Consider the following 17,418-nt stretch of genomic DNA (forward strand, 5'->3'; position numbering starts at 1 on the left):
CGAGCTTCCATTCTGTGTTTAGGGCTGGATTGTCCCGGCAGTCCGGGCGGTCTGGGTTCAGTCATAGTCCAAGGCTGATGGCCGCGAGGCCGGGAAACACCGCAAAGATGACAGTCAACGGCAGCACGCCGAACACCAACGGCACCATCATGGCGATCTCTTTCCTTCCGGCCGATTCCATCAACTCGCGCTTGGCGGTGTCGCGGACATCCTGCGCCTGGGCCCTAAGGACGTCCGCAAGCGGTGTCCCCCGCTCCACTGCCACGATGATGCCGTCAACAAATCGCACCAGGGGACCCAGGTCGGTCCGTGAGGAGAATCGCTGCAACGCTTCAATCAGTGGCTTTCCGGCCCGGGTTTCACCCAGCACAAGCTCGAACTCCCCTGCCAGTTCGCCTCGCGAACTGCGGCAGACCCGGTCGAGTGCCCCGGTGGCACTTTCGCCCGCACTGACGGCGAGCGCCATCAGCTCGGCGAGGCTCGGGAACTCGGCCATCATGCGTTTTTCCCGCTTCTTGATCTGGGCACCCAGCCAGTAGTCCCTGAAGAGGAATCCGCCAAGGGCACTCCCCAGAATTGCGACGACGGCGAGGAACGGATTGAACTGTCCCCTTGCGGCTCCGATCAGTACCAGCCCGGTGGTGATGACGAATCCCAAAACGGCCCACAGCAACTGCTCGGCCCTGAAGTCGACGACGGACTTCCGGATCCCGGCTTGGGCCAGCCTTCGGCTCAGCGCCGTCGACCCTGTGTTGAAACGCATGAGGAATGCCAGCCCGTCCTTCAGGAATGGACGCAGGATGCGCTCCAGCGGCCCGAACGGCGTGAGGTTCTCGGTGGACGCTGACAGCAGCTTGGACTCGAGGTTCTGCGACTTCAGCTGCGGCTCAATGCGTTCCGTAAAGCTCATGGGCCGCATGAAGGGCAGCCGTACAACCAGTAGCCAGAGTCCGGCGCCGAGGAGGAGTCCGCAGATCACTGCGCTGGCGCCAGTCGACGTCACCTGAGCACCCGTTCGTCCTCGGGTAGGGCCCCGATCCGCAGCATGACGGAGTAGCATATGGCCGAAACCACCAGCCCGCCCAGAAGCACAGCCGCACCCATCGCGGTGTTGTAGGCGGCGACCGCTTCGGGCCGCGTGGCCAGCAGTACCATGACAATCCACGGCGCAGCCACTGCAAGCCTGGCCGCATTCACCGTCCACGACTGCCGCGCTTCAAGCTCGCTTCTGGTCCGAGCGCTTTCCCGCAGGAATTCGCCCAGTGTTCCCAGCAACCGGCCCAAATCGGAGCCGCCCACCTCGCGGGTGAGCCTGAGGGCTTCGACAATCCGGTCCGCGACAGGATCGGCGAGACGCTCCTTGAGCCTGTTGAGGGCCGGATCGAACTGACCGCCGGCGCGGTAATCGGCACCAAAATCGCGAAAAACGTGCCGCAGCTCCTCAGGGCCTTTTTCACCCAGTTGGATCAGCGCTTCTGGAAGTGACAGCCCGGCCCTGATCGCGGAACGAAGGTGGTCAACAACGTCGGGCCACAACTGACGCAGCGTCGCGGTGCGCTTGCGTGCCCGCCACCTGACGACGGCTATCGGCAGCCAGCCTCCAAACAGGCCAAAGCAGGCGGAGATTGGCCAGGACCTGGTCACAGCGAAGAAAACGATGCTGACGAATGCCGCAACACCAAGGCAGGTGGATACAAGGCCGGTTCCCGATACGTTTTCAATCCCGGCCGCACGCAGGAGGTCCCTGAGCCGACTGGACCGCGGACGCCGTGCAACGGACCGGGGCTGCTCCCAGGCCGACCACCAGATAAGGAACAAACCAGCCCCCAGAACAACCCCCAGCAAGGGTGCCATCAGCGGACCTCCAGCAGGGCAGCAACGTCGAATCCCGCAGCGGCAAACTTCTCAACGGCGGGCATCGAGTTGGCCTTGGGTTGCAGCTGGCCGTCGGCCAGCGCGAAAACCATGGAGGATTCGATGATGCCATTCTCAACGCGCCTGCCGAGGGAGAGGATTTCCGTCACCTGGCGGCGGCCGCTGGCCTGCCGGCTGCAATGGACCACCAGATCGATGCATGAAGCGACAGTCGGCACCACGAACGCACTCGAGATATTGTCACCCGCCAGAAGCGGAAGGGTGCACAGCTTGGTGACGGCGTCGTGCGCCGAGTTCGCATGAACGGTACACATGCCGGGGAGGCCGGAGTTAAGAGCGATCAGCATGTCCAGGCTTTCCGCCTCACGGACCTCGCCCACCACGAGGCGGTCCGGCCGCATCCTCAGGGCTTCCTTGACAAGCCTTCGTAGCGGGATCTCCCCTTCGCCCTCCAGGTTCGGCTGACGGCACTGCAGTCCCACAACGTCACGCAAAGGAAACTGCAGTTCGAAGATTTCTTCCACAGTGATGACGCGCTCCCGTGCGCCAATACTCGCGGCTAGGCAGTTCAGCATGGTGGTCTTGCCCGCCTGCGTGGCACCCGAGACCAGGATATTGAGACCGCTGGCCACCGCGGCGCCGAGGAACCGGGCAGCCTGTGGAGTAAGCGTCCCGAGCTCCACCAAGTGCTCCAGCCGGCTTGCCTTGACCACAAACTTCCGGATGTTCACCGCCCAGTGGCGCCGCGTGACGTCAGGAATGACTACGTGGAGCCGGGATCCGTCAGGGAGGGCCGCATCTACAAACGGGGAGGACATATCGAGGCGGCGGCCAGAGCTTTTCAGCATGCGTTCCACGAGGTCCCGAACCTGCTGGTCCGAGAGGCTGAGGGAGGTGAGCTCAGACTCCCCGTTCCGTGCCACGTAAATTTCGTTAGGCGCGTTAAGCCAGATTTCCTCGATACCGGGGTCATCCAAAAGGGGCTGCAGCGCCCCGAATCCGGCTACGGCGTCGTAAACGTGGCGGCGGGCGGACTCCAGCGGGCCGATCGGCGGCAGCGGGCCCATCAATGCGCGCTCGTCGTAGTCGCTGACTGCCGCCTCGACCAGGCGCCTGACCTCGCCGGCCTGCCTCAGCGGATCCAGGCCGCGGCGCCTGATCAGCTCGCGGACCTCGTCCTCCACGATTCGAACAGCATCCATGAGTTCCCCAATACGACTGCCGCCCCCGGCTGAGGCAGTACAACTGCGTTAAAGCTAAGGGAGCATACACATGTCGGCCAAGTCACACGGATAAAACTGTGGATAACCCCTAAACAGGGGCCTGGGAACGGGGCGCTACGTCACACTGATTCTTCGTAGCCTGACGGGTTCCTGCTTTGCCAGCGCCAGTGGTCTTCGCACATTGTTGCCAGGTCCCGCCGTGCTGACCAGCCCAGATCCGCGAGTGCCGCGGAAGGATCGGAATAGCTGACGGCGGCGTCGCCGGGCCGCCGGGGAGCGATCTCGTACGGTACGGGCGCTCCGGCCGCCTTGCTAAAGGCCTCGATGACTTCAAGGACGGATGACCCGCGGCCCGTCCCGAGGTTCCAGCGGTAGACGCCGGCCTTGTCCCGCAGGTAGCCCAGTGCGGCAAGATGACCGGCCGCAAGGTCCATCACGTGGATGTAGTCACGGACACCGGTGCCATCAGCCGTCGGATAGTCATCGCCGAAAACCATGACCTTTTCACGTCGGCCCACCGCAACCTGGGCCACGAAGGGCAGCAGATTGTTGGGCACGCCGACGGGGTCCTCACCGATCAGACCGGATTCGTGGGCACCAACGGGATTGAAGTAGCGGAGCAGGGCTATGCTCCAGCTTGGGTCCGCCGCACCGAGGTCCGAGAGAATGTCCTCGATCTGTTCCTTGGTCCTGCCGTAGGGATTGGTGGCGTCCAGCGGTGCCTTCTCTATCAGGGGTACTTCCTCGGACGCCCCGTAAACGGTGGCGGAGGAGCTGAAGACGAGCCGGCGGACACCGGCGCGCTCCATGCTGTGCAAAAGATTGAGGGTGCCCACCACGTTGTTCTGGTAGTACCAGAGCGGTTTCGCGACCGATTCCCCGACTGCCTTGAGGCCGGCGAAGTGGATCACGGCATCGAAGGTGCCCTCCTCGAAGAGGCGGTCCACCGAGGCGGCATCAAGCAGATCGACCTTGCGGAAGTCCACTTTCTTTCCGCTGAGCTTCTCCACCCGGCGGAGCGACTCGGGGTTGGAGTTCATCAGATTGTCGAGGACGACTACCTCGTGTCCTGCTTCCAGCAAACAAAGCGTCGTGTGCGATCCGATATATCCGGCGCCGCCGGTGACCAATACTTTCATGGCCTCTAGTCTAGGGCGGCGTTGGACGTAGGTCACAGCAGGGACGCTGCAGAACGTGATGCGACGCCGCCAGGAACAGACACATCCGGCCGCGGGGTCCGCACGGCAGAAGTCCTGTGCTTCGGCTCGAACGTTAGGATGTTGAGCATGACGACCCCCGAGCACGGCACTCCGCCTGCCCACCAGACCGGCCCCTCAAACCCGTTGAACGTGGGTGTTTCCATGCTCACCCTTGTCCCGGGCGGAATGGGCGGCAGCGAAACCTACGCACGCGAATTGGTCCGCCAGCTTGGAGCTTCCCCGGCAGTCAATCCCACCTGTTACGTCAATGAATCAGGGCGCGGCTTCAGTGAAGGGGCGGAGGAGGTTGTGATTCCTGGGCTGGCCGGCGGCGGCTCAACCGTTGCCCGATTGGCCACCCTGGCCAAGGGCCTCGTCATGAGAAGTTCAATTCTGCGCAGGATGCGCCCGATGGACGTTTTCCACGTCCCGTTCACGGTGCCGCTGCCGAAGCCGCCGAAGGGCACGCCGTTTGTTCAGACGCTGCTGGACGTTCAGCATCTCGACCTCCCTGAACTGTTCGGCACCGCAGACAAGCTTTACCGCAAGGTCTTCTATGAGAAAGCCGCACGCGACGCGGACGCGATCGTGACCATCAGCGACTTTGCCAAAGAGAGCATTGTCAGCCACCTCGGCATCTCCCCGGACAAGATTTTCACGGCCCATCTGGGTGTCAATGCCGAAGAGTTCACACCGAATTTGGGACCGCGCGACAGCTTCATCATGTATCCGGCCCGAGGGTGGAAGCACAAGAACCACGCCAAACTTTTCGAGGCCATGCGGTTGCTTGAGGTTACTCATCCCGGGCTTCGCCTGATCCTCACAGGCGGGGCCCTGGACGACCTCACCGACATTCCCGCCAACGTCGAAGTCCGTGGCCTGGTCCCGCTCGCCGAGCTGAGGGAACTGTATCGCCGAGCCGCGTGCATGGTCTTTCCCAGCCTTTACGAGGGATTCGGGCTTCCGCCGCTGGAGGCAATGGCTTCGGGCTGCCCCGTGGCAAGCTCAACCGCTGGTTCGCTTCCTGAAATCGTGGGAGATGCCGCCGAGTTGTTCGATCCGCAGGACCCTGCGGCGATCGCCGAGGCAATCCGGAACGCCATCGCGAGGACCGACGAACTACAGCGGCTCGGCTTGGAGCAGGTGCGCAAGTTCACGTGGGAACACTGTGCAGAGGTGCACGTACAGGCGTACCGCTACGCGCTTAATCAGCGCTCCACAGCTGCGCGTACCGTTTGAGCGGCGCTACGTCCGCCGCTGAGCCAAGGCTCCCTCCCATATATAGTTGCTGTAGCCCCGCAAACAATCTGTAAGGACCTCTTCCCATGCCCCGTGCGCTAATCACCGGAATCACTGGCCAGGACGGCCTGTATCTCGCAGAGCTCCTTCTTTCGAAAGGCTATGAGGTGTTCGGCCTCATCCGAGGACAGAACAACCCCAAGCACGACCTGGTCCGTCAGACCGTTCCGGGCGTCAAGTTGCTCACCGGCGACCTCACGGATGTCTCTTCACTGGTCCGGGTGCTCGGCGTTGCCCAGCCGGACGAGGTCTACAACCTTGGGGCAATTTCCTTTGTTGCTTACTCCTGGGAGAACGCCTCACTGACCACAGACGTCACTGGCAAGGGCGTCCTGAACATGCTTGAGGCGACCCGCCTCTATGCCGGGGACGACATCTCCAGGGTGCGCTTCTACCAGGCGTCCTCGTCCGAGATGTTCGGCAAGGTTCAGCAGGTCCCCCAGACCGAGGAAACCCTCCTCTGGCCCCGGTCCCCCTACGGCGTGGCCAAGGTCTTCGGCCACTACATGACGATCAATTACCGCGAGTCCTACGGGATGCACGCATCAAGCGGAATTCTCTTCAACCACGAGTCACCGCGCCGCGGGCCTGAATTTGTCACCCGCAAGGTTTCCATGGCGGTCGCACGGATCAAGCTCGGGCTCCAGGACGAAATCGTCCTTGGCAACCTGGACGCCAAGCGCGACTGGGGCTTCGCAGGGGACTACGTGGAAGCCATGTGGCTGATGCTGCAGCAGCCCGAAGCCGACGACTACGTCATCTCTACCGGCGAAACACACTCCATTGAAGAGCTGCTCCAGGCTGCCTTTGACGCTGCGGGGCTGGACAACTGGAAGCAGTATGTCCGACAGGACCCCAAGTTCATGCGTCCCGCCGAAGTCGATCTGCTGATCGGTGACGCGTCCAAAGCCCAGGATAAGCTCGGCTGGAAGCCCAAGGTCTCCTTCAACGAGCTCGTCACGATGATGGTTGAGAACGATATTGCCGAGCAGTCTGCCCTGATGCGGTGAACCCGCTCAGCGAGGCGGGACCTGTGCCCGTCGGCACCGCTTTCCTTACCGGGGTAACGGGCCAGGACGGGTCCTACCTGGCCGAATCCCTGCTCTCCCGCGGCTGGGAAGTCCATGGCCTCGTCCGCCATGCGCTGCTGCCGGGAGCGCATGGCGAGGGGGAAACCTCCGTCGAAGGGGTGGAGTACCACGTCGGAGATCTTTCCCGCCCTGACGAGGTGGGCTCGATTCTGAAATCGATCAAACCAGACCTGGTCTTCAATCTCGGCGGCATCAGTTCGGTGTACCAGTCGTGGCAGCACCCCTACGACACAGCGCTGGTCTCGGGCGCCTCTGTCGTCGCCATGCTGGAAACCACCTGGCAGTTGCAGCAGGCGACGGGCAAGGAGATCCGTTTCCTTCAGGCTTCCAGTGCCGAGCTGTTCGGCGAGGCGGAGTCGGCGCCGCAGAGCGAGGCCACTCCGATACGACCCATTTCCCCGTATGGCGCCGCGAAAGCGCTGGCGCATCACGCCGTCAGCGTCTACCGGGGCCGCGGGATGTTTGCTTCCTCCGCGATTCTCTACAACCACGAATCGGTCCGGCGACCGGCAAAATTCGTGACCCGCAAGATCACGTCGGGGGCAGCTGCCATCGCGGCAGGCAAGCTCGACAAACTTTCGCTGGGAAACCTGAACGCCATTAGGGACTGGGGCTGGGCTCCTGACTTCGTGGACGCCATGGACATGATCATCCGCGCAGCTGAGCCGGACGACTTTGTGGTCGCCACCGGCGTCTCGCACTCCGTCCAGGACTTCGTGGAGGCGGCCTTCAAGGCTGCCGGCATAGACGACTGGCGCGCAGTGGTGGACGTTGACGAATCACTGGCTCGTCCCACCGACGCAGCCGAAATGAGGGGCGACATCACCAAGATTTCGTCCAAGCTGGGCTGGCGGCCATCGGTGGATTTCGATGCCCTGGTGACTGCCATGGTGCGCCATGACCAGGCACTCCTCGCCGACGAATAGGCCGAGCCTTCGTTCACACTGGTAACAGTAAGCACTCTGGTTACACCCGTAACATTGGTGCTACATTAGCCGGGTCATGAAGATGATCTGGAACGGCTGAGCTGTCGCCACCGTCCGAAATGACAAACCAAAAGGTTTCTAATTTTGCGATGTGTGGGGGATCTGCGCGTTGCCGGCCGGAGCAGAACATGAGTCTTAGCAAAATCAGCAGCGCACGAACAGTCGCGTCCACCTCCTTCGGCGGACGGATTCTGGCGGCGGCCGTTCTGACCTCAGCCCTGGTATGCAGTTCTTTCGCGCCGGCGCTGCCTGCAGCCGCCGACGAGCAAGCCCTGCCAGCACCGGTGTCCACTCCGGTTCAGACGGCTGACGCCACACCGGCCCCTGACTCCCCGGCGGCCCCGACGACGAGCGCGGCAACAGAAAGCCCGACTGCGCCCGCTCCGGCTCCGACATCGACCCAAGAGACAGCGCCGGCCCCGGATCCGGCCGCCGCCGATTCCGTTCCGCCGGGATCGACCATTGACGCGGAGATGCTGGCCAAGCTCAAAGCCGCCCAGGGGGCCCATGGCGCGCACATGGGCCAGGGGCTTGAGCAGAAGCTCGGGATCCGGGCAACCACCGAATCAGGCGGGACCTCGACCGAGGCCACCTATATGCCGCCCGGCATCCAAGGACTCGACGTCAGCAGCCATCAGGGAAACGTGAACTGGCAGGAACAGCGCAACATGGGTGCGCTGTTCGCCTACGCTAAGGCGTCAGAGGCCCTCAGCTATCTCAACCCCTACTTTTCCAGTCAGTACAACGGCGCCCGCAGCGTCGGAATGATCCGGGGCGCTTACCACTTCGCGATCCCGAATGTTTCGTCCGGCGCCGCGCAGGCAAATTACTTTGCATCCAACGGCGGAGCCTGGAGCGGCGACGGAACCACCCTTCCTCCCCTTCTGGATATCGAATACAACCCGTACCCGGAACTCGGCAACACCTGCTACAACATGTCGCAGAGCCAGATGGTTTCCTGGATTGCAGACTTCTCCAACACCCTGTACACCCGGACGGGCCGCTACCCCGCGATCTACACCACCACCGACTGGTGGACCCAATGCACGGGGAACACCCCGGCGTTCAAAAACCAGCCGCTCCACATCGCGTCGTACCGCACCGTCTCACCGGGCGTGTTGCCGGCCGGCTGGACCAAATACGATATCTGGCAGTACAGCAGCCAGGGCCCCTTCGCCGGCGATTCGAACGTCTTCAGCGGCAGTTACGCCGAACTCCAGGCACTCGCAACCGGCTTCGATCCTGTCCTGACCAAGTACAACTCGATGGGCGGCGCTTCCAGCCGGCTGGGCGCGCAGACGCTGCCGCTGTACTGCGGGCTGCCAGCCGGCGGGTGCTACCGGCAGTATGCCGGCGGCCAGATCATCTGGCATCCGAATACCGGAGCAAAGGCCGTCTATTTCAGCTCCATCGGCGGCACGTGGCGTGGCTGGGGCGGCGTGGACGGCCGCCTCGGGTACCCGAGAACGGATGAAACCTGCTCGGCCACCGCCTGTTCCCAAGCCTTTGTTGGCGGCGAGGTGTACTGGTCCACGTCAACGAACGCCGCAGCAGTCTTCAACGGCGGAATCGGCGCGCGCTGGCGCATCATGGGTGGCACCTCCGGGACCCTCGGCTACCCCACAGCTTCTGAGACCTGTTCCGCCTCCGCCTGCAGCCAGACCTTCCAGGGCGGAAAGATCCTGTGGACAGCCGCCACAGGTTCCTGGGCGATCACATCCGGGGACATCGCGACGGCCTGGGAGGCACTGGGCGGCGAAGCCAGCCGGCTCGGCTACCCCACCAACAACAAAACCTGCACCGACACCTCCTGTGTCCAGAGCTTCCAGGGCGGAACGATGGTCTGGACCGGTGCCACCGGCGCGGTCCCGGTCTGGCGCACGTCCATTGGTAGCAAGTGGCAGGCCGACGGCGGACTCTCCGGCATGGTCGGGGCGCCCCGGTCAGCCGAAAGCTGCGAGGGTTCGGTCTGCCGCCAGCTTTTCGTCAACGGCCAGATCTTCTGGGCCCCGGCGTCCGGGACGCGAACCATCGTCGACGGTGAAATCGCCAAAAAGTGGACCGCGCTCCAAGCCGAGAAGGGGCGCTTCGGCAGTCCGATCACCGACACCAACTTCTGTGACGGAAAAGAGTGCTTCCAGGACTTCGAGGCTGGCCGGATCCTCAAAGACCCCGCCGCTCCTGCCCCTGCATTCGGAGTACTCCGCGGTACGGGCATCGGTTCCTTGTGGGCAGCCATGGGAAGCGAGAACGCCCGCCTGAGCTACCCTTCCACGGATGAAACGTGCGCCGGCAGCACCTGCAAACAGTCCTTCCGCGGCGGAACCATCTACTGGACGCCCGCCACCGGACAGTGGGCCGTATACAACGGAAGCATCGGCGGCCTCTGGCGGACCCTCGGAGCCGAGAACGCGCGGCTGGGCTACCCCGTCAGCAATGAGACCTGCCTGGTCAGCTCCTGCCGCCAGAGTTTCGCCGGCGGCGACATTCTCTGGTCCTCCGCTACCGGTACTGCCGCGGTGTACTCCGGAGGCATCGGATCGCTGTGGCGCTCGCTCGGGTCCGAATCGGGCCGGCTCGGTTTCCCGACGACGACGGAAACCTGCCTGACAAGCTCCTGTACCCAGTCGTTCGCGGGCGGCGAGATCCTTTGGGCATCGGGCGTGGGCATGGGCGCCGTTTACAACAGCGGCATCGGCGGCGTCTGGCGGGCCAACGGAGCCCAGCAGGGCTTCTTCGGGTTCCCCACCAGCACCGAAACCTGCACCTCTGATGTTTGCGTGCAGTACTTCAAGGGCGGCTCCATCAAGTGGAGTGCAACTACGGGCTACGCCATTACCCGCTACTGAGTTACCGGTTCCACCCCGTCCGTCGGCAAAGGGCCCTGCGGGGCCCTACGCCGACGGCAGGGCAGTGCGGCGTGAGAGCGCCACGGTGTGGATGGACACGCCGAGCAGCGGTCCTATCAGCAGGGATACGACGGCGCGGAGGTCCGCATCCAGGGGAAGCAGCAGGACCAGCAGGGTCAGGGCGCCTGCGCTGACCCAGCCGACCGAAGACACCCGGTGGCGGTTGAGTGCCACACACATGCCGCCGGTGAGTGTAAGTAAGGCCAGCACGGAGGCAGCGGCAGTCAGTCCCGCGAGGACCCATGGCGCGACATGGTAGTCCGGGCCGAACAGCAGGACCATGAGCCAGGGTCCCAGGAAGTACGCCGCCACGGCGCCCACGGCTGCGACGCCCGCGATGGCCAGGGCGATCGGCCGCAGTGCACCTAGCCCGCGGTCCCGGTGACGCACGAAATGGGCGATGGCGACGCTCTGGAATGTTCCGAGCGGAACCATCAGCGGCGCCCTGGTCAGGAGGATGGCAAGAAGCAGAGGAGCCGATGCGAGGTAGATGTCGGCGGGAGTCGTGATCCTGTAAAGGATCGGAAAGCCGACAACGAGGGATGCGCTGGCAGCAGTCGAGATGCTGGCGTGGCCCACTTTCCGCGCAAAGTCCCTGACGGGGACGGCCAACGGCATGCTGAACGCTGACCGGAGCTTGGGGCTGAAGACCGCCATCAGCGCCCAGGCGAGGGCCCCGGCCGCCGCCGCGGCGGCCAGCCCGGCCGTGGATCCCGCCAGCAGACCGACTGCAAGAACAAGGACCAGACGGAATATGGACTCGGAAGCGACCAGCGCCGAGAAATTACCCCAGAGGTGCCGGCCGCTGAGGACGCCCGCCAGTGCGGCATGGACCGAGAAAGCCACGCAGGCACCAGCTAAGACTAGAACCAGCACCGCCCAGTGGGGCCCGAGCACCGCGCGGCCCCACAGCAAGGATGTCACCGCCAGGACGATTGCTACCCCGGCGGCAATGCCGAAGACCACCGCGAACAGAGGAACGGTCCGGCGCCGCCCCGCACCGTCGAGGGGCATGGCGGGGCGGTCGGTGCCCAAGGCGGTGACGTACCGGATGATCTCCGTTTGCAGGCCGCCCAGAATACCGAACAGCAGAAACAGTGCGGACCAGAAGGCCAGGAACTCGGCGTTGTCCGCCTTGCTCAGGACCCGTGGCACAAACCAGATGACCAGGTACCCGGCAGCCGCAGAGGCAATTGATGCCAATCCGACGGAAGCCGCCTGGCGTGCAGCAATAGTCGACTTCTGCGGTGCCCTGCCTTCGGTGTGCGTCATCCGTTAAAGGCCGGGGCTGCAGGGGTCAATTGCCGGATAACGTGGGAGGTCATGGCAACATATTAGTGTCGGACCCGGACAGGCACTCAATTGAAGCCGCCGCCCCGGCACCCGTGAACGAGCTCAGACGAGCTACGACAACCCGTGGAAGTTGGAAAATGCCGCTCGATATTTTTGTACCGTACTGGGGCGATCCTGCGCTGCTGAAGGAAACCGTCGCGAGCGTCTTTGCACAGACCAACGGGGACTGGGTACTCACTGTCATCGACGACTGCTACCCCGATCCTTCCGTCAAGGAATACTTCGCGACCATCGATGATGAACGGGTCTCCTACCAGCGGAACGAATCCAACAAGGGCATCACCGAGAACTACCGGACGTGCGTTTCCCAGGCCACCCAGGAAATCATGGTGATCCTGGGCTGCGATGATGTACTGCTGCCCAACTATGTTGACGTCGTCCTGCAGGCCCACCGCGATTTCCCGGACGTTTCGGTGATCCAGCCCGGAGTTCAGGTCATCGATGAAACAGGGCAGGTTGTCCGGTCCCTTGCCGACTCCGTCAAGCGGAAGTTCGTCGGACCCAGAACCAATGCCACTACCGTCCTGGCCGGGGAATCCCTCGCCGTCAGCCTCTTGGGCGGCAACTGGTTGTACTGGCCTTCCCTCGCCTTCCGGACCGACGCAATCCGCAAGGTCAGCTTCCGCGACGGCCTCCCGATCGTCCAGGACCTGGCGCTGGTGATGGACATAGTCCTGCAGGGCGGATCGCTGGTTCACGTCCCGACGCTGGCGTTCTCCTACCGCCGCCACTCCGCAAGTGCTTCGGCTGCGACGCTGACCGACGGAACGCGTTTTGCCGGCGACCGGGAGTACGCGCAAATTGCCGAGGACCTTTGCCGGGCCAAGGGCTGGAAGAAGGCCGCAGTAGCGGCCCGCGTCCGCTGGACCTCGCGCCTGCACGCTGTCACCCTCATGCCGGGCGCCCTGCTCTCCCGCAATCCGAAAGCGGTCAAGGCCACCTTCAGGCACGCTTTCGGTCACTGACCCGCGCCAGTCCTATGAGAAACTGGACCTTGCAGATGTCCGCCCCAGAAAGGCCTCACTAGTGACCCCCTCCACGTCTTCAACAACGTCCCCTGCCAAACGAGGCACTGTCCTCGTGACGGGAGGCGCCGGGTTCATCGGATGCGCCATTTCCCCCGCCCTGGTTGCGGCGTTCGACCGAGTGGTAGCCGTGGACAGCCTGCACCCGCAGATCCATGCCAGCCAGTCACGGCCGGAGGAACTCGATCCCGCGGTCGAGCTCGTCGTTCGTGATATCACTGAGGCGCAGACATGGGACGACGTTCTCCCGGACGTCGCGCCCGACGTCGTGATTCACCTTGCCGCCGAGACCGGCACCGGCCAGTCGCTGGAGGAATCCACGCGCCATGCCATGGCCAACGTCGTGGGCACCACGCAGATGCTGGACGGCCTGAACCGGAGCGGCAAGCTGCCGCGCCGCATCGTCCTGACCAGCAGCCGGGCCGTGTACGGGGAAGGTGCGTGGAAGTCGGACGCGGACGGCACCCTCTTCTATCCCGGCCAGCGTTCGAATGAGATCCTGTCACGCTCACAGTGGGACTTCCCCGCCGCGCAGCCTGTGGCCATGTCCGCTGCCGTCGTGGCGCCGGCACCCGTCAGTGTGTACGGCTCCACAAAGCTGGCCCAGGAGAACATCCTTGAGTCCTGGGCCAAGTCTTACGGCGTCGAAGCCGCCGTGCTGCGCCTGCAGAACGTCTACGGTCCCGGTCAGTCCCTCATCAACCCCTACACCGGCATCATGTCCCTCTTCTGCCGGATGGCCAAAGCCGGGAAGTCCATCCCGCTTTACGAGGACGGCGAGGTACGCCGCGACTTCGTGCTGATCGACGACGTCGCCGCCGCTGTGGTCGCAGCCGCTGTGGCGGAGGAGGCACACGACGGTGCCCTCGACATCGGCTCCGGAGAATTCCAGACCATCCGGACGGCCGCCGAAATCATCAGCCGCCACTACGGAGCCCCGGAGCCGCACGTCACGGGCCAGTTCCGCCAGGGTGACGTCCGGCATGCGTGGGCCGACGTGGAGCCGGCCAAGGCCGCGCTGCCGTGGGAACCCCGCTACGACCTGGAAGCCGGCATTGCGCGCCTTGCCGAATGGATCGACGGGCGTTTGCCGGCAGAGGCAAAGCTCTAGGCTAACTGCCGCTAACGACTCTCCGGGCGAACAAAAACGAGGGCCTTCGGTGGGGTTTGGGTGATTACACTCAACCCCACACCGAAGGCCCTCAGTTTCTTGCTTTTGCTGCGACTTTTCCACGCGGCCCATAAGGTGCCCGCGGTCTGGCGCCGCGGTCCGGCCGTCGTGCTAGCGCCGTCCCGCAGTGGTGATCCCGGCTTCCGTCGGGGTTTCAGCAGGCACGGACACGAGTTCCTTTGCCGCTTCGGCAGGCGCCGCTGCCGGAACTGCAGAGGGTTCCGTTGCTTTGCGCCGCCGCCGGACCGCCCGCATGACGGGACGCTCCACCAGCAGCCAGCTGAGCGTGGCAAGGATTAGGGTGCCGCCTGCGGAGGCCAGGATGTAAATTGCCATGCCCCGGTCATGGACACCGTAGAGCGCCAGGAGCTGCTGGACAGGCCAAGCGTAGATGTAGAACCCGTAGGAGACATCGTGGATCCGGATCAGCTTCGGCGAGGGCAGCACTGACGAAACCCACAGCAAGCCGTAGGCAATGAACGGCCCGGCCAGCTGTCCTCCCCACACCGGAACAGCGAAAACGCAGAGGGCAGCGGCGGCGAGGGACCCGATGCCGGCAGCCCAGTGGAGCCCTATCCACTTCGAGACTGACTGGACAAGGGCTCCGCCAAGGAAGAACGGCAGCAATTTAGCCAGGAGGGAGAAGTCGGTGTCCTGCAGCAGGGGCATGATGGATGGCAGGTTCGCGTAGACGGCGACGCTTGCCCCGAATGCCAGCGCGAGCGGCACAGGCGAGCGGCGAACCCAGGCCAGGCCTCCGATTGCCGCGATGATCAGGTAGCAGAGGAACTCGTAGTAGAGGCTCCAGAGAGACCCGTTCCACGAGCCGGCAAAGGGCACCGTCGCGGGAGTGAAGGACACATCGTAGTTCTTCATCTCCAGGAACAGGTTGGAAAACACGAACCGCAGGGGCGTTGTTTCCGTGGTCCAGTAACCGGTCAAAGTGCCGTTCTGGTGGAGGAATCCGAGAGGTGCGAACACCAGGACTGTGACGGCGAGGCACGCCAGGAATGCGGGATAGATCCTCGCGACGCGGTGTACGAGGTACTCCCCAAGGCCATTGGTAAAGCGGCTGCCTGTGATGAGGTATCCACTGAGGGCAAAGAAGCCGGCTACGGCCCAGCCGCCCAGGTTCTCACCGCGAAAATGGGGCCCCTCCCCTGCGCCGGCCAGATAGAAGCTATGGGCAAAGAGCACCAAGGCAGCCAGACCCAGCCTGATCATGTTCATGCTGTTGTTGCGCGGGTCCAGTGCCTTGCCCCAGCGCAGGCCGGAAACCTGCTGCCCGGCCCGGGCAGGGGTGCCGGCAGCGGCCGAAGGCTTTCGCGTATTTTGCGACGTAGCGGAGGTCTCCTCCACTAGCTCAACTGCCCTGGTTTCTCAGCTTCATCAATGGCGATGCGGCGCGAGAGCTTGGTAAGCGCGTTCTCAGCGTGGCGGAAGCGCTGGTAGGTCGTGGCCATGAAGACAAACAGGGAAACTACTGCGCCGTAAAGCACCAGGTCGGTTCCTCGTCCGATGCCAAGGAAACCCGCAACCCGCGTAAGGGCCTCGGGAAAGAACACCGAGAGGGCCGCCACGACTGCGAAGATCATCAGCAGGATGCGGCGTACGGCCAAGTGCCGGGCATTGGATCCGCCGCGCATCAGGGCGAGCGAAACCACCATGACGGCAGCGACGAGGACAATTTGGACAATGATTAGCAATCGGACACCTTGGCTTGTTGAAAACTAGGGCTATTTGAAGAACAGTTCGGCCACGATGTTGACCGAGTTCAGCAGGGACTGTCCCTTGGACTTGGAATAGTCCGTGTAGATGATCTCCACGGGGTGCTCCGCATATTTCGGCTTGAGCCTGGCCAGCTGGTTCACCAGCTCGGAAGCGTGGGCCATCCGGTTCTGGGTGAGGTGGATGTTGGAGGCAACACGGGGGTTGAAGGCGCGCAGCCCGTTGTGCGCATCGGTCAGGTTCATTCCCGTGGCAAGCCTGGACTGAATCGCAGCCGTCTTGAGAACGAGCCGCTTCGCGGGTGAAAGCTTGGTACGGTCGTCCAGGAAGCGGGAGCCGAGGATGATTTCGGCTTCACCCGACTTAACCCGCTCCGCCATGGCCTTCGCGTCGTCAACCCGGTGCTGGCCGTCGGCGTCGAACGTCACGATGCATTCCAGTTCCGGATCCTGCAAGGCAAATTCGATGCCCGTCTGCAACGCGGCGCCCTGGCCAAGGTTGATGGGGTGCTGGACAACGACGGCGCCGGCCGCCCGCGCCTTCTCCTGCGACCCATCCGTGCTGCCGTCATCAACGCAAACGACGTAGGGGAACTGCTTCCGCAGGCCCTCGATGACCGAACCTACGACAGTAGCCTCGTTGTACATGGGGATGACGATCCAGGTGCGACTCACCAGTCAATTGTTGCATATGGCGCGCCTCAGGCTTGGCACCGGCGCCGGGGTCCGGCGCCGGCGCGACCGCCCTGAACACGGCAATTCCGGCCCGGTCAGGGCCGCGCCGGCCGCGTCCGCTAGCTCAAGTACTCTTTCAGCCTGCTCTGTGCCCTGGCAGGCTCAAAGCCCGTTGACTGTATTTTGGCCAGGTCCAGGACGCTGTTCAAAGGGCGGGGTGCCGCAGGCTTGCCCTTGAAGTATTCTTCAGTGCTGACGCCGGTGACGGCGGTCCGCGGCTTTCCTGAGAGCTCGTAGACGTCCGCGGCGATGTCCGCCCATGACTGCGGTTCGCCGTCGTTGCTCAGGTTGTAGGTGCCGTAGGCAGCGCCGGACTCCAGCAGGTGCCGGATCCCAGCCGCGATGTCTGCGGTGAAGCTGAGCCGGCCGATCTGGTCGTTGACCACGGACGGTTCGATGCCGCGGCCGGCGAGGGAGGCCATGGTGCGGACAAAGTTGTTGCCTTCACCGATGACCCAGCTGGTCCGCACGATGTAGTGGCGGGGAACCACGCTGACGACGGCGTCGCCGGCTGCTTTGGTCTGGCCGTACACGCCCAGCGGGGTGAACGGTTCCGTCTCGTCGTGGCTGGTGCGGACGCCGTCGAAGACGTAGTCCGAGGAGACGTGCACCAGGGTGAGGTCATGCTCGACGGCGGTCCGGGCCAGCCGTGAGACGGCGGCGACGTTGACGGCCCAGGCTGCTGCCCGGCCTTCCGCGGTTTCCGCGGTGTCGACGGCGGTGTAGGCCGCGGCGTTAACGATCGTCGAGTAGTTCTTCCAGTTGCGCTCCGTGAAGGAGGTCTCGCTGCCCAGGTCGAATCCGGCGCGGCCGGCGAACTCAACA

General features: G+C 63.8%; 15 protein-coding genes. 6 read left to right on the forward strand and 9 right to left on the reverse strand.

What is annotated here, in order from left to right; genetic code table 11:
* Positions 1–61: 61 nt before the first annotated feature.
* The 4 genes from WMN78_RS05950 to galE all read right to left on the reverse strand — a co-directional run bounded on the left by WMN78_RS05950 (position 62) and on the right by galE (position 4,237).
* Positions 62–1,003: a type II secretion system F family protein gene (locus WMN78_RS05950; RefSeq protein ID WP_340532632.1), complete on the reverse strand. Its 942-nt coding sequence runs from the start codon at positions 1,001–1,003 to the stop codon at positions 62–64.
* Positions 1,000–1,854, reverse strand: a complete 855-nt coding sequence (locus tag WMN78_RS05955) for a type II secretion system F family protein (RefSeq protein ID WP_340532633.1) — start codon at positions 1,852–1,854, stop codon at positions 1,000–1,002. Before WMN78_RS05955 ends, WMN78_RS05950 begins: the two co-directional genes overlap by 4 nt.
* Complete coding sequence (locus WMN78_RS05960) at positions 1,854–3,077, reverse strand: CpaF family protein (protein ID WP_340532634.1); 1,224 nt, start codon at positions 3,075–3,077, stop codon at positions 1,854–1,856. The genes WMN78_RS05955 and WMN78_RS05960 overlap by 1 nt, the downstream gene beginning before the upstream one ends.
* Before the next feature lie 140 nt (positions 3,078–3,217).
* Positions 3,218–4,237 (reverse strand): UDP-glucose 4-epimerase GalE, encoded by a 1,020-nt coding sequence (galE, locus tag WMN78_RS05965; protein WP_340532636.1) that lies wholly within the window; start codon positions 4,235–4,237, stop codon positions 3,218–3,220.
* A 147-nt stretch (positions 4,238–4,384) separates the two neighbouring features.
* Between galE and WMN78_RS05970 the strand changes: the two genes are divergently transcribed.
* From WMN78_RS05970 to WMN78_RS05985, 4 genes are all read left to right on the forward strand, one after another.
* On the forward strand, positions 4,385–5,536 hold the full coding sequence (locus tag WMN78_RS05970; protein WP_340532637.1) for a glycosyltransferase family 1 protein: 1,152 nt from the start codon (positions 4,385–4,387) through the stop codon (positions 5,534–5,536).
* 86 nt (positions 5,537–5,622) lie between these two features.
* Positions 5,623–6,606 (forward strand): GDP-mannose 4,6-dehydratase, encoded by a 984-nt coding sequence (locus WMN78_RS05975; RefSeq protein WP_340532638.1) that lies wholly within the window; start codon positions 5,623–5,625, stop codon positions 6,604–6,606.
* 23 nt (positions 6,607–6,629) lie between these two features.
* Complete coding sequence (locus tag WMN78_RS05980; protein WP_340532639.1) at positions 6,630–7,613, forward strand: GDP-mannose 4,6-dehydratase; 984 nt, start codon at positions 6,630–6,632, stop codon at positions 7,611–7,613.
* A 188-nt stretch (positions 7,614–7,801) separates the two neighbouring features.
* Positions 7,802–10,522, forward strand: coding sequence for a GH25 family lysozyme (locus tag WMN78_RS05985; protein ID WP_340532640.1), 2,721 nt, complete (start codon positions 7,802–7,804; stop codon positions 10,520–10,522).
* A gap of 45 nt (positions 10,523–10,567) precedes the next feature.
* Here WMN78_RS05985 and WMN78_RS05990 read toward each other — a convergent pair whose 3' ends face one another.
* A complete protein-coding gene (locus WMN78_RS05990) occupies positions 10,568–11,854 on the reverse strand; it encodes a hypothetical protein (RefSeq protein WP_340532641.1) in 1,287 nt (428 codons plus the stop codon).
* A 158-nt stretch (positions 11,855–12,012) separates the two neighbouring features.
* On the opposite strand from WMN78_RS05990, the gene WMN78_RS05995 reads away from it, so the two are divergent.
* Both WMN78_RS05995 and WMN78_RS06000 read left to right on the forward strand, forming a co-directional pair.
* Entirely contained in the window at positions 12,013–12,900 is an 888-nt protein-coding gene (locus WMN78_RS05995) for a glycosyltransferase family 2 protein (protein ID WP_340532642.1), read from the forward strand.
* A gap of 61 nt (positions 12,901–12,961) precedes the next feature.
* Positions 12,962–14,071 carry an NAD-dependent epimerase/dehydratase family protein gene (locus tag WMN78_RS06000; RefSeq protein ID WP_340532643.1) on the forward strand — a complete coding sequence of 370 codons (1,110 nt, stop codon included), beginning with the start codon at positions 12,962–12,964 and terminating at the stop codon, positions 14,069–14,071.
* Between the two features lie 171 nt (positions 14,072–14,242).
* Here WMN78_RS06000 and WMN78_RS06005 read toward each other — a convergent pair whose 3' ends face one another.
* From WMN78_RS06005 to WMN78_RS06020, 4 genes are all read right to left on the reverse strand, one after another.
* Positions 14,243–15,490 (reverse strand): acyltransferase, encoded by a 1,248-nt coding sequence (locus WMN78_RS06005; protein ID WP_340532644.1) that lies wholly within the window; start codon positions 15,488–15,490, stop codon positions 14,243–14,245.
* Positions 15,490–15,837: a DUF2304 domain-containing protein gene (locus WMN78_RS06010; protein WP_214953084.1), complete on the reverse strand. Its 348-nt coding sequence runs from the start codon at positions 15,835–15,837 to the stop codon at positions 15,490–15,492. Before WMN78_RS06010 ends, WMN78_RS06005 begins: the two co-directional genes overlap by 1 nt.
* A 30-nt stretch (positions 15,838–15,867) precedes the next feature.
* Positions 15,868–16,533 carry a glycosyltransferase family 2 protein gene (locus WMN78_RS06015; RefSeq protein ID WP_309975885.1) on the reverse strand — a complete coding sequence of 222 codons (666 nt, stop codon included), beginning with the start codon at positions 16,531–16,533 and terminating at the stop codon, positions 15,868–15,870.
* Positions 16,534–16,652: 119 nt separating this feature from the next.
* A partial coding sequence (locus tag WMN78_RS06020) for an NAD(P)-dependent oxidoreductase (RefSeq protein WP_340532645.1) occupies positions 16,653–17,418 on the reverse strand: 766 nt, incomplete at its 5' end.

It is taken from the genome of Arthrobacter oryzae, from assembly GCF_037911235.1.
Taxonomy (GTDB): Bacteria; Actinomycetota; Actinomycetes; order Actinomycetales; family Micrococcaceae; genus Arthrobacter; species Arthrobacter oryzae_E.